This window comes from Streptomyces sp. NPDC096079 (assembly GCF_040303145.1).
In the GTDB taxonomy this organism is placed as follows: Bacteria; Actinomycetota; Actinomycetes; order Streptomycetales; family Streptomycetaceae; genus Streptomyces.
The window spans coordinates 225,962-237,910 of record NZ_JBEOST010000004.1 but is presented as its reverse complement, the minus strand read 5'-3'; the positions used below and the strand labels follow the sequence as shown (position 1 = coordinate 237,910).

Here is an 11,949-nt window from a genome sequence, read left to right as displayed (position 1 = left end):
GGAGCCGAACCGGCAGGAGATGCGTCGACAGGAACAGGAGCAGACCCAACGGCTTGAGCGCCGTCGGCGGAAGGGCGGGGGCCAGGGCGAGCCGAGGAAGGAACGACGTCGGAGGAGCGAGGGGCGTCTGACGTGCGGGCGAGCGTGGAGCCGCCGGTGAGGTCCATGCCCGGACCGTACGCAGATCATTCCCTGGCGAACCGTTACGGCGAGATGACCTTCCTACGATCGGGGGACGCCGGCGCCCACGCCCTCCTCGTCCTCACCCTCCGCGCCCTCGACCTCCGTGCCGGCCGGGGCCAGCAGGAAGACGTTCCGGTCGACGCGGTGCATCCCGCTGCCGAGGCCGAAGACGACGCCGCTGCTGAAGTCGAGGATGCGCTTGGCGACCTCGGTGTCGGCGCTCGTCAGATCGAGGAGCACCGGGATCTGGGCGATGAGGTACTCGGCGACCTCTCGGGCGTCGGCGAAGACCTGCACGCGGAGCACGACCATGCGGCGCTGCTCGGCGGACTCGTACTGCTCGGGGATCGTGCGGTGGTCGACCCTGGACGGCCATTCGTCACGGCCGCGCAGGGGCACGACCTGCGCGAGGCCCTCCCACTGCTCGTCGGTGACGTCGTACCTCTCGTACCTACTCATGGGTCCATCCTCCCGCCCCTCACCCGTTCGGCCCAACAACGACACGAGGTGATGGCCCGGGAGCGGTTCGGCGTGCGGCCCGGTGTCAGCCTGTTCCCTGACCTGCGGCGGTGGGCGGGACGGAGTACGTGACGGTGGCGGAGGCCGCCAGGTCGCCCGCCTCGTCCCTGAGTTCGGCGAGGACGACGCAGAGACGGCGGCCGAACTTGGCCATGCGCGCGTGCGTGCGGAGCAGTCCCGGACGGGGGCGGTTGAGGTAGCTGATCTGGAGCGAGGTGGTGAGCGCCATCGGCGTGGGGCGGCCGAGCCGGGCGTTGATCAGGAGGAAGGCGGCGAGGTCGACGAGCCCGGCCTGTTCGGGCCCGGAGATCGTTCCGCCGGGCCGGGTGCGGAGCCGGGCCCCGTCCGCCTCCATGAGCAGGTGCGTCCCGCTCGCGTCGGTGACCCGGCAGGCCGCGTAGTCCGGGAACTGCCGCTGGACGAGCGCGTTGAGCTCGCCCGGCGACAGCGTGCGGGCCGCCGGGCCGTCCGTACGCGCTGACGGCGTCGGGCTCCCGGCGTCCCTCATCGGACGAAGCTCTTCGCCAGGCGGCGGAGCCCCTCCCTGATCTCGTCGGCCGAGTGCGTCGTGAAGGACAGCCGCATCGCGCCCGGGTCCGGCTCGCCGCAGAAGAACGGCGCCCCCGGCACGTACGCCACCTCATGGGCGACGGCGGTCCGCAGGAGGGCCGTGGCGTCGTGGCCCTCGGGCAGGGTCACCCAGATGAACATGCCGCCCTCCGGCCTGTTCCACCGGCTGCCCTCGGGCAGCGCGGCCGGCAGGCCGTCGAGCATCGCGTCCCGGCGCTCCTGGTAGGCGGCGCGCATCACCGCGACGTGTGCGTCGAGGTCGCTGTCGCGCAGATAGCGGGCGGCGGCGGCCTGGTCGATCGTCGAGGTGTGCAGGTCGGCGGCCTGCTTGGCGATCACGCAGGCGCGGCGCAGCCCGGCGGGTGCGCGCAGGTAGCCGAGCCGGAGGCCCGGGGCCATGACCTTGGAGAAGGAGCCGAGCAGGACGGTGCGGTCGGCCACCAGGGGGTCGGAGGCGAGGGCGGGGACGCGCTCGCCGTCGTAGCGCAGCTCGCCGTACGGGTCGTCCTCGACGATCCAGAACCCGTGCCGGGCAGCCGCCGCGGCGACGGCGTGGCGGCGCTCTGCGGGGAGCGTGCGGCCCGTGGGGTTCTGGAAGGTGGGGACGATGTAGAGCAGGGTGGCCTTCTCGCGGACCGCGATCTCCTCCAGGGCCTCCGGGAGGATTCCCTGGTCGTCGGTGGGCACGGGGACGACCCGGGCGCCCGCGAAGCCGAAGGTCTGCAGGGCGGCGAGGTAGCAGGGGTTCTCGACGAGGACCACGCTGCCCGGTTCGACGAGGGCCGTGGTGAGGAGCGTGAGCGCCTGCTGCGAGCCGGTGGTGATGAGCAGGTCGTCGGCGTCCGTGGGCAGTTCGCGCGCGGTGAGCCGGGCGGCGATGGCGGTGCGCAGCTCCGGGTCGCCCTCGGTCGTGGAGTACTGGAGGGCCTGCTGCGGGTTCTCCGCCAGGACGCGGTCGTACGCGGCCCGGATGCCGTCGATGTCGAACAGTTCGGGCGCGGGCAGGCCTCCGGCGAACGAGATCACCTCGGGTCGTGCCGTGAGCGCCAGGATCTCCCGTACCGGCGAGGAACCGACGTTGGCCAGCCGGGAAGCGGTGGCCGGCGCGGGCACGGAGGGGAGGGAGGGGGTGGCGTTCGTGGGCGCGGAGGCAGCAGAAAGCATGGCGCCAGCATATAGACATTCATGACGGTGTCCAGGTCGTTCGATTCCCTGTGGGCGTGGGCGAGTTGACGCCACCGAACCCGCCTCGGGGAGCGAATTCCGGTCCTGATCCGGCCACACTGTGGGCCGTGGAAATCCGGCCGCGGAAGCCGAATTCGGAGGGTTCGGCTCCCGCGGTATTTCCCGCTGGTCGCCCCTGGAGCGGACGTGCGGGGCGATCTTCGTTCGCCCTGTCCGACGCGCCGCAATCGCTCTTCGGTCCGGTTCTCCGCAGGCCGTGGACGACTCGGGGAAATCGGCCATTCCGGTCTTCGGTCTCATTGATGGACGGATGCGCCCTGGATAGCGTTCGACCGCGCCGACACCGCGATGTCCGCGGTCTGGGCCGCACTGCCGGCGGTCTTCCGGGTCGAAGTCGAACCAGCGAGACGAGTGGATCACCATGACATCTTCCGTTCCCGTCGACGAGGCCGTCGTCGTCCGCACCCCCGAGGAATTCCTCGCCATGCCCGAGGACTACCGCGAGATCGCCGTCCGGGGAATGATCGTCAACACCGAGGGCGAACTGTCGGGCGCCGACGACTACATCCAGGTGTTCCTCCCGCTCGCGCCGAACGCCGAGGAACGGCAGGTGTGCGCCGAACGCGCCGTCGAGGAGTACGACCACTACAAGATCGGCAAGAGGATCCTCGCCGACATCGGCGTGGACACCGGGTACATGGAACAGCAGCGGCTCGTGGACCGCGATCTCTTCACGGGTCACGAATTTCACACCTGCACCACCTGGGCCGAGCGCGGCATCTTCTCGTACATCGGCGAGGAGACCGCGATGGTGATGATCTCCGAATTCGCGCAGAGCAGTTACAAGCCGTGGGCCGAGGCGGTGCGCACGATCATTCTCGACGAGAAGGTGCACATCGCGCACGGCGCGCGGGTCTGCCGGAATCTCGCTCGCACCGAGGAGGGCCGTGAGGAACTCCAGCAGGGCCTGGACCGGTTGTGGCCGGGATTCAACCGGATCTTCGGAAGCGCCCGTTCGGAGAGGTCGAAGCTCGCGGTCCGTTTCGGTCTGCGTCAGACCACCAACGGTGAGGCGCGCGACATCTGGCGGTCGAAGGTCACCCCGCGCATCGAGAACCTCGGCCTGAAGGTCCCGGAGTAGCGCGATCCCCGAGAACCTCGGCCTCAAGGTCCCCGACCAGCCCGGGCCGGCCGGTACGGCGCAACGGCACCACAGACACACCGAGCAGCAGTCCGACCGAGGAGTCCGCACGCCCATGGCCACCCCTCTCACCCTCACCCCACGTCCGCTCGGCCGCCGCGAGGCCAAGGAGCGCACCGCCGCGCTGCTCGCCGAGCGTCCCGATCTCGCCGAGCGCCTCCACCGGCTGCGCCGTCTCGGCCGGGAGGTGCGCTCCTGCGAGGTCCACCTCACCAACACCTGCAACATCCGCTGCAAGGGCTGCTGGTACTTCGAGGGCGGCTTCGACACCGCCGTGCGGGAGCTCTCCGACCTCGACAAGATCCGTTCCTTCGCCCGCCGGCTGCGGGACGAGGGAGTCAACCAGGCCACCCTCATCGGCGGTGAGCCGACGCTGGTGCTGCGCCGGGTGGAGGCCTTCGTCGAGGAACTGCCGTACATCACCATCTCGACCAACGGTCTGCGCCCGATGCCCGTGCAGGGCTTCGAGCACATCGCCGTGGCCGTCAGCATCTTCGGCGGCGGGCCGCTCGACGACGACCTGCGGGCCATCCGGGTCAACGGCTCCAAGTTCACGGGCCTGTTCGACACGGCGCTCTCGCACTACCGGGACGATCCGCGGGTCCTGTTCATCTTCGCGCTCTCCGAGGACGGGCTGCCGCACCTCGAACCGACGGTGCGCAAGATCGCCGAGAACGGCAACATCGTCACCTTCAACTTCTACAGCGAGCACGGCACGGACAACCCGCTGCGGATCGCGAACGAGCGGCGCGTCCTCGACGAGGCCCTGCGGGTCAAGGAGGCGTACCCGGAGGCCGTGGTCAGCCACCCGTACTTCATCCGCAGCCTCATCACCGGCACCTCGCACTGGGGGGCGCGCTTCGGCTACGACGTCTGCCCGAGCCTCAGCGTCGACCACCCGGACCACGAGGAGCGGGTGGCCAACGGCAATCCGGTGATCCCGGGCTTCGCCGCGTGGGGCGCCGACTACGAGTCGCTGCAGTTCTGCTGCACGTCAGGGGAGTGCGGCGGCTGCCGGGACAGCCAGGCCGTCTACAGCTGGCTGGTGGTGAGCGCCTCCCGGTTCCTGGACAGCGCCGCGCGCCTGGAGGAGTGGGTGGACATCGCGGAGAGCTACTGGCGCCAGTGGCACTGGTCCCCGCACCACGCCTCGAAGCTCACCTCCTGACGGAGAACTTCCCCATCCGGCCGTCCGCACACCGCACACCGCACGGGAGAGTCATGTCCGAGACAACGGAAACAACCCAGTCGACCGAGCCGACCCAGGCGACCCAGGCGACCGCGATCTCCGCGATCTCCGAGACGCTGGACCGCGACACCATCGAGCGGTTCATCACCGACGCCCTCGTCGAGCTCGGCGTCGACCCCGAGGACGTCCTGCCCGGGGCCGCGCTCGACGACCTGGAGATCGACTCGCTCGACATGGTCGAGCTGGCGCAGTCCGTCAAGCGGGACCTCGGCGTGCCGGTCCGCACGAAGGACTTCGACGGCATCGACACCGTGGGCCAGATCCTCGAACTGTGCTACGAGAAGGCCGGAGTTGAGTGATCCGCGGCGGGGCGGGGAGATCGTCGTCACCGGTTTCGGCGCGGTCACGCCGCTCGGTGTCGGCGCCGGAGTGCTCCACGAGCGCGCCGTCGCCGGGGACACGGCGGCTCCCGGCCCCCATCCGGCGGTCCGGCCGGCGGACTTCACGGCGACCGACCACCTGCCACGGAACCTGGTGCGCCGCACCGACCGGTTCACCCAGCTGGCCCTGGTGGCGGCCGAGGAGGCCCTGACGCGGGCCGGACACCGGGCCGACGGACGGGCCTGGCCGCCCGAGCGGGTCGCCTGCGTCATCGGCTGCGGTCTCGGCGGCACCGCCTCGTTCGAGACGCAGCGGGAGGTGTACGAGAGGGAGGGCGCCGGCTTCGTCTCGCCGCTGATGGTCCCGCAGATGATGGCCAACGCGGCGGCCGCCCACCTCTCCATGCGGCACGGTTTCCGCGGCGAGAGCCTCTGCGTCGCGTCCGCGTGCAGCAGCGGCGCGCAGGCCGTCGGCACGGGGATGCGGCTGCTGGCCGCCGGGGCGGCCGACGCCGTGGTCGTGGGCGGCGCGGAGGCCGCGTCGTCGGACCTGGTGGCGGCCGCCTTCGCGAACGCCGGCGCCCTGTCCCCGAGCGGCACCGCCCGCCCCTTCGACCGGGACCGCGACGGCTTCGTGATCGGCGAGGGCGCCGGGATCCTCGTCCTGGAGACGGCGGCGGGTGCGGCGCGGCGCGGCGCCGAGGTCCTCGGAGTCGTACGGGGGTACGGGGCGACCTCCGACGCCCATCACGTGACGGCGCCCGATCCCACCGGGGGCCCCGCGGCGCGGGCGGTCGCGCTGGCCCTGCGGGAGGCCTCGGTGGCGCCCGGCGAGCTGGCGTACGTCAACGCCCACGGGACCGGGACCGCCCTCAACGACCGTCTGGAGTGCGACGCCCTGCGGCAGGCCCTCGGGGCCGAGGTCCTCGCGGAGCTGCCCCTCTCCTCCGGCAAGGGCGCACTCGGGCACCTCTTCGGCGCGGCGGGCGCGGTCGAGGCCGTCGCCACCCTCCAGGCGCTGCGGCACGGGGTCGCTCCGCCCACGGCGGGGCTGCGGCGTCCGGACCCGGCGCTCGGTCCGCTCGACCTCGTCCGTACGGCGCGGAAGCTCACCCCGCGCGCGCGTACGGGCCGGTTGTTCGGGCTCTCCACCTCCTTCGGTTTCGGCGGACACAACGCGGCCCTGGTCCTGGCCGTGGAAGGGCGGCCCTGATGCGCGCGTCACGCGACCCCCACGGCATCCCCGACCTGCTCGGCTTCTCCGGTCGCCGCTATCTGGTGACCGGGGTCCTCAACGACGACTCGATCGCCTGGCACACGGCGCGGGCGCTCCAGGAGGCGGGCGCCGAGGTCCTGTTGACGGGCTTCGGGCGGACCCGGCGGATCACGGAGGCGGCGGCGTCCGGCCTCCCGTACCCGACCGACGTCCTGGAACTCGACGTGACGCGCCCCGAGGACCTCGACGCGCTCACGAAGGAGCTGGAGCGCCGCTGGGGCGCCGTCGACGGCGTCCTGCACGCGATCGCGGCCGCCCCGCAGTCCGCGCTCAGCGGCAACTTCCTCACCACGCCCGTCGAGAGCGCGACGCTCGCCCTGCGCACGGCGGCGTTCTCGCTGCACTCGCTGACCACGGCGCTCGCGCCGCTGCTGCGCGAGGGCGGGGGCGCCGGCGCGGTGCGGGGCAGCGTCGTCGGGCTCGACTTCGACTCGTCCGGGGCATGGCCGGGGTACGACTGGATGGGGGTCGGGAAGGCGACGCTCGGCGCGGTCTGCCGCTATCTGGCGCTCTATCTGGGCCACTCCGGGATCCGCGTCAACCTCGTCGCCGCGGGCCCGGTCGAGACGGTGGCGGGGCGTGCCGTCAGCACCTTCGACCGGATCGCCGACCGCTGGGAGCAGGAGGCGCCGCTCGGCTGGAGCCGTGCCGACCCGGCCCGGCTCGTCGGCCCGGTCCTGTTCCTGCTCTCGGACCTGGCGGCCACCGTCACCGGGGAGATCGTGCACGCGGACGGCGGCATGCACGCCGTCCGCATGGGAGCCGGCGCCGTCGGCGAGCCCCCGGGCTTCGGCGCCCCGCCCCGCGCCGGCAAGGAGGACCGCGCATGACCGCGGCGATCGTCGGTGTCGGCTCCGCGCTGCCCGAACGGGCCGTGCCCAACAGTCACTTCGCCGCCATCGGCTCCTCCGACGCGTGGATCGTCAAACGGACCGGCATCCGGCAGCGCCACTTCCTGCCGGAGGACGGTCACCTGGCCGATCTCGCCCTGGCCGCCTCCCGGACGGCCCTGGCCCAGTCGGGGCGCACCGCGCGCGAGGTGGGGCACGTCGTCGTGGCGACCACGACGCCCGACCGGACCACCCCGGGCCTCGCCGTGGAGGTGGCCGCCCGGCTCGGGGCCGACCGGGCCGCCGCGTTCGACCTGCACGCGGCCTGCGCCGGGTTCGTGTACGCCCTGGACCATGCCGTCGCCCTCATCGAGTCGGGACGGACGTCCACGGTCCTGGTCTGCGGAGCCGAGGCGCTGTCCCGGATCACCGACCACGAGGACCGGTCCACGGCCGTGCTGCTCGGCGACGGCGCCGGGGCGGTGGTCGTGGCGGACGTGGACCCGGGCCCGTCCGTCGAGCCCGCCTTCCGGCTGGGCTCGGACGGCGACCAGATCCCCCTGCTCTACGCCGACCGGTACGACCGCAAGCTCCGGATGGACGGGCCCGAGATCTTCGTGCAGGCGGTGGAGCGGATGAGCGAGGCGGCCCGGGACGTCCTCGCGCGGCGGGAGCTGACCGCCGACGACGTCGACCTGTTCGTCGCCCACCAGGCCAACGCGCGCATCGTACGGGCGGTGGGGAAGGAGCTGGGCGTCGCGCCGGAGCGGCTGTACCTGAACGTCGAGCGGGTCGCCAACACCTCTTCCGCGTCCATCCCCCTCGCCCTCCACCAGGCCTGGCAGGAGGGCCGGCTCGGCCCGACGGGGCTGCTCGGGGTGGCCGGGTTCGGCGCCGGTGTCACCTGGGGCGCGGGCGTGATCGGCTGGCAACTGTCGGACCCGGAGGCCGATCCCGTGGCGGCGGGATGAAGACGTCCCCGTTCCCCGTGCTCGCCGAGCTGACCGCCCCCGACGGAGCGGTGCTCGTGGTCCGGGTCCTCGCCCGCCCCGAGCCCACCGCCCCGGTCGTGGTCGTCCTCCCCGCGATGGGTACCGCCGCCCGCCACTACACCCCGCTGGCGCGGGCCTTGCACCGGCGCGGCGCGACCGTGGTGACGACGGACCCCCGGGGCCACGGCGAGAGCACCCCGGTCGCGGCGCGCGGGGTCCGCTTCGGATACCGGGAGCTCGTCGAGCACGACATCGGCGCGGTCCTCGACGCGGTCGAGGGCGCGTTCCCCGGGGCGCCCCGGCTGATCCTGGGGCACAGTCTCGGCGGCCAGCTCGGTCTGGTGCACTGCGGTCTGTACCGGCCCCGGCTGGCGGGGGTCGTCCTGGTCGCGAGCGGTTCGGCCTGGTGGCGGACGCTGGGTGAGGGGGCGGATCCCCGACCGGGTGTGCGGTGGCTGGCCCGGAGCCTGCTGTGCGTCGCCGGTGCGGAGCTGATCGGGTACTGGCCGGGGCACCGGTTCGGCTTCGGCGGGCGGGAGTCGGTGGGCGTGATGCGGGACTGGGCCCGTCAGATGCGGACGGGGCGGTACGGGGCCAGGGGCGCCGCCGCCGACTACGAGGAGGCGCTGCGGGGCGTCGAACTGCCCGTGCTCGCCGTCGACGTCGAGGGGGACGCGCTCGCGCCGTCCCGGGCCGTGGACCACCTGTGCGCGAAGCTTCCCCGGGCGGTCGTCCAGCGCTGGCGGTACCGGGCGTCGGACGCCGGGGGGCGGGGGCTCGACCACTTCCGCTGGATCCGGCACCACGCGGGTCTGGTCGAACGGATCGCGACGTGGGCGGAGTTCCCGCCGGTGGACGAGCGGGGCGGGCAGCACGGCAGCACGCCCTCGGGCGCCCGCGCGTGACGGCCCGGGGCGCGCGGGCGCCCGGCCGGACGGCCGGTCCGCGAGGCGCGGAGACGACGCTGCCGCCCTGGCCCGCCGAGCCGGAGACGACGCTGCTCCGCCTCCTGCTGCCCCCTCGGGTGCACGTGGCCGAGGTGGCGGGGGCGGGCGGGGAGCCCAGGTGGCGCTCGCCGAGGTGGCGGCGGCGGGCGGGGAGCCCAGGTGGCGCTTCCCCGAGGAGGAGGCCCTGATGGCGCGTGCCGTGCGTACAGAGCGTTCCCTGGCGGCAGCCGGTCGTTTCCGGGCGCGTCTCCTGGCCGGCGGGCGGCTGCAGGATGACCGCCGGGCGCGCCCGTGCCCCTTCCCGCGCGTGCTGCACGGTCGCCGGCTCGTCCGCGAGGGCCCGCTGGTGACCGCCGTCGCCGTCCCCCGTCCCGTACCGCCTCCCCACCGCGAGGCACCGAAGGAGCACCTGTGATGAGCGTCGACGACGGCACCGTGCCCGCCCTCCTGGCCAGGAGCGCGGCCGTGTGCCCCGAGGGGACCGCGCTGCGGCTCGGCACCGACGCGCTGACGTACGGCGCGCTCGACGAGCTCGCGGACCGGGCCGCCGCGCTGCTCCACGCGCGCGGGGTGGCGCCGGGCGACCGGGTCGCGCTGATGCTGCCGAACAGCACGCAGTTCGCGGTGCTGTACTACGGCGTACTGCGCGCGGGGGCGATCGTCGTCCCGCTCAATCCGCTGCTGCGGGCCGGCGAGGTCCGTCACTGTCTGGCGGACGCCGGGGCGGCGCTGCTCGTGGCGTGGCACCGGGACGGCGAGGAGGCGGCCGAGGGGGCGCGGCTGGCGGGTACCCGGTACCTCGCGGTCGAACCGGCCTCCTTCGCGGAGCTGTTGGCGGGGCACGCGCGCGTGGCGGGTGCCGGGTCCCGTGCGCCCGGGGACACGGCGGTCGTGCTCTACACCTCCGGGACGACGGGCTCGCCGAAGGGCGCCGAGCTCACGCACCGCAACATCCGGCGCAACGTCGAGGAAGGGGTGCGGGTCCTGGGGCTCGGTCCTTCGGACGTGGTCTTCGGCGGGCTGCCGCTCTTCCACTCGTTCGGTCAGGTGATGGGCCTCAACTGCGCGGTCTCCGTGGGCGCCTGCCTGACCCTGATGGCCCGCTTCGACCCGGAGGGGGCGCTCGCGCTCGTCGCCCGGGACCGGGTCACCGTCTTCCTCGGCGTGCCCACCATGTACGGCCTGCTGCTGCGGCACCCGGACCGCGCCCTCCACGACGTCTCCTCGCTGCGGGTCTGTCTGTGCGGCGGTTCGCCCCTGCCGGTGGCGGTGCTGACCGGCTTCGAGTCCGCGTTCGGCTGCGCGGTCCTGGAGGGGTACGGCCTGTCCGAGTCGTCCCCGCTGGCGTGTGTGAACCGGATCGACCGGCCGCGCTTCCCCGGCACGATCGGCGTTCCCGTCGAGGGCGTGGAGATGCGGGTGGTGGACCGGGACGGCAAGGAGGTCCCCGACGGGGAGGTCGGCGAGCTCGTCATCCGGGGCCACAACGTCATGAAGGGGTACTGGCGTCGCCCCGAGGCCACCGCCGAGGCGGTACGGGGCGGCTGGCTGCACACCGGCGACCTCGGCACCCGGGACGCGTCCGGGGACTTCCGGGTGGTCGACCGTCTCAAGGACGTGGTGATCCGGGGCGGGTTCAACGTGTATCCGAGGGAGGTGGAGGAGGTCCTCCACCTGCACCCGTGCGTGGCGGAGGCCGCCGTCCTCGGCGTCCCCCACCCGGTGCACGGACAGGAGGTCGCCGCCGCGGTCGTCCTGCGGCCGGGCAGCCGGGTCTCCCCCGCCGAGCTGCGCGCCCACGTGCGGGAGCGGCTCGCCCCGTACAAGTACCCGCGTCGGATCTGGCTCACGGACGCCCTGCCGAAGGGCCCGACGGGGAAGGTCCTCAAGCGGGCGATCGTCCCGCCGGAAGGGGGGTGACCCGGCGGGGGCTCAGGCCCGGTGCTCGTCGGAGTCGGCCTCGGCGTCCGCCCACAGGGAGCGGACGTGGCCGAGGTGCCGGAGCATGCACGCCTCGGCGCCGGGCGCGTCCCCGGCGATCATGAGGTCGAGGAGTTCGACGTGCTCCTCGGCGGAGGAGACGAGCTTGCCGGCCTCGTCGAGACCGGTCAGACCGTAGAGCCGGGAGCGCTTGCGCAGGTCGCCGACGGTCTCGACGAGCCGCTCGTTCCCGGAGAGGGCGAGCAGCGCGAGGTGGAAGCGGCGGTCCGCCTCCAGATAGCCGATGAGGTCGTGCTCGCGGGCGCGCGAGACGATCTCCTCCGCGACCGGGCGCAGCGCCTCCAGCTGCTCCCGGGTGGCCCGGCGGGTGACCCGGGCGATGGTGGGGACCTCGATGAGGGTGCGGAGTTCGGTGTACTGGTCGAGGTCCCGCTCGCTGACCTCCGTGATGCGGAAGCCCTTGTTGCGGACGGGCTCGACCAGGCCTTCCCGGGCCAGGTCGAGCATGGCCTCGCGGACCGGGGTCGCGGAGACGCCGAGGTCGCTCGCGAGCCCGGGGGCCGAGTAGACCTGGCCGGGGCGCAGCTCTCCGGCGATCAGGGCGGCGCGAAGGGCGTGGCCGACCTGGTCGCGGAGCCGTTCCTGCGCCCTGACGAGACCGTACTGTTTCAGGTCACCCATCGTGCGTCCTCCGAGAAGTCACGGGGGAGCATCGTACAATGTCACGTTTCCCCGG

General features: G+C 73.4%; 13 protein-coding genes. 9 read left to right on the top strand and 4 right to left on the bottom strand.

What is annotated here, in order from left to right; all coding sequences use genetic code 11:
• Window positions 1-222: 222 nt before the first annotated feature.
• The 3 genes from ABTY59_RS11470 to ABTY59_RS11460 all read right to left on the bottom strand — a co-directional run bounded on the left by ABTY59_RS11470 (window position 223) and on the right by ABTY59_RS11460 (window position 2,436).
• Window positions 223-642, bottom strand: coding sequence for a cell division protein SepF (locus ABTY59_RS11470; RefSeq protein ID WP_352018685.1), 420 nt, complete (start codon window positions 640-642; stop codon window positions 223-225).
• 85 nt (window positions 643-727) lie between these two features.
• Window positions 728-1,210, bottom strand: coding sequence for a PaaI family thioesterase (locus ABTY59_RS11465; protein WP_352018684.1), 483 nt, complete (start codon window positions 1,208-1,210; stop codon window positions 728-730).
• Complete coding sequence (locus tag ABTY59_RS11460) at window positions 1,207-2,436, bottom strand: aminotransferase-like domain-containing protein (protein ID WP_352018683.1); 1,230 nt, start codon at window positions 2,434-2,436, stop codon at window positions 1,207-1,209. The genes ABTY59_RS11465 and ABTY59_RS11460 overlap by 4 nt, the downstream gene beginning before the upstream one ends.
• 442 nt (window positions 2,437-2,878) lie before the next feature.
• On the opposite strand from ABTY59_RS11460, the gene ABTY59_RS11455 reads away from it, so the two are divergent.
• The 9 genes from ABTY59_RS11455 (at window position 2,879) to ABTY59_RS11415 (ending at window position 11,192) form a co-directional block, all read left to right on the top strand.
• Window positions 2,879-3,598 (top strand): Phenylacetic acid catabolic protein, encoded by a 720-nt coding sequence (locus tag ABTY59_RS11455; RefSeq protein WP_352018682.1) that lies wholly within the window; start codon window positions 2,879-2,881, stop codon window positions 3,596-3,598.
• Between the two features lie 115 nt (window positions 3,599-3,713).
• The gene (locus ABTY59_RS11450; protein WP_352018681.1) at window positions 3,714-4,826 is read left to right on the top strand and encodes a radical SAM protein; all 1,113 of its coding nucleotides are present in this window, start codon (window positions 3,714-3,716) and stop codon (window positions 4,824-4,826) included.
• A 53-nt stretch (window positions 4,827-4,879) separates the two neighbouring features.
• Window positions 4,880-5,206 (top strand): acyl carrier protein, encoded by a 327-nt coding sequence (locus ABTY59_RS11445; RefSeq protein WP_352018680.1) that lies wholly within the window; start codon window positions 4,880-4,882, stop codon window positions 5,204-5,206.
• Window positions 5,199-6,440, top strand: coding sequence for a beta-ketoacyl-[acyl-carrier-protein] synthase family protein (locus ABTY59_RS11440; RefSeq protein WP_352018679.1), 1,242 nt, complete (start codon window positions 5,199-5,201; stop codon window positions 6,438-6,440). Before ABTY59_RS11445 ends, ABTY59_RS11440 begins: the two co-directional genes overlap by 8 nt.
• Complete coding sequence (gene fabI, locus ABTY59_RS11435; protein ID WP_352018678.1) at window positions 6,440-7,333, top strand: enoyl-ACP reductase FabI; 894 nt, start codon at window positions 6,440-6,442, stop codon at window positions 7,331-7,333. Before ABTY59_RS11440 ends, fabI begins: the two co-directional genes overlap by 1 nt.
• The gene (locus ABTY59_RS11430) at window positions 7,330-8,304 is read left to right on the top strand and encodes a beta-ketoacyl-ACP synthase 3 (RefSeq protein WP_352018677.1); all 975 of its coding nucleotides are present in this window, start codon (window positions 7,330-7,332) and stop codon (window positions 8,302-8,304) included. The genes fabI and ABTY59_RS11430 overlap by 4 nt, the downstream gene beginning before the upstream one ends.
• On the top strand, window positions 8,301-9,230 hold the full coding sequence (locus ABTY59_RS11425; protein ID WP_352018676.1) for an alpha/beta hydrolase family protein: 930 nt from the start codon (window positions 8,301-8,303) through the stop codon (window positions 9,228-9,230). The genes ABTY59_RS11430 and ABTY59_RS11425 overlap by 4 nt, the downstream gene beginning before the upstream one ends.
• 160 nt (window positions 9,231-9,390) lie before the next feature.
• Entirely contained in the window at window positions 9,391-9,687 is a 297-nt protein-coding gene (locus tag ABTY59_RS11420; protein WP_352018675.1) for a hypothetical protein, read from the top strand.
• On the top strand, window positions 9,687-11,192 hold the full coding sequence (locus ABTY59_RS11415; RefSeq protein ID WP_352018674.1) for a long-chain-fatty-acid--CoA ligase: 1,506 nt from the start codon (window positions 9,687-9,689) through the stop codon (window positions 11,190-11,192). The genes ABTY59_RS11420 and ABTY59_RS11415 overlap by 1 nt, the downstream gene beginning before the upstream one ends.
• A 12-nt stretch (window positions 11,193-11,204) precedes the next feature.
• On the opposite strand, the gene ABTY59_RS11410 is transcribed toward ABTY59_RS11415, so the two are convergent.
• Complete coding sequence (locus ABTY59_RS11410; RefSeq protein WP_352018673.1) at window positions 11,205-11,894, bottom strand: GntR family transcriptional regulator; 690 nt, start codon at window positions 11,892-11,894, stop codon at window positions 11,205-11,207.
• Window positions 11,895-11,949: the final 55 nt, after the last annotated feature.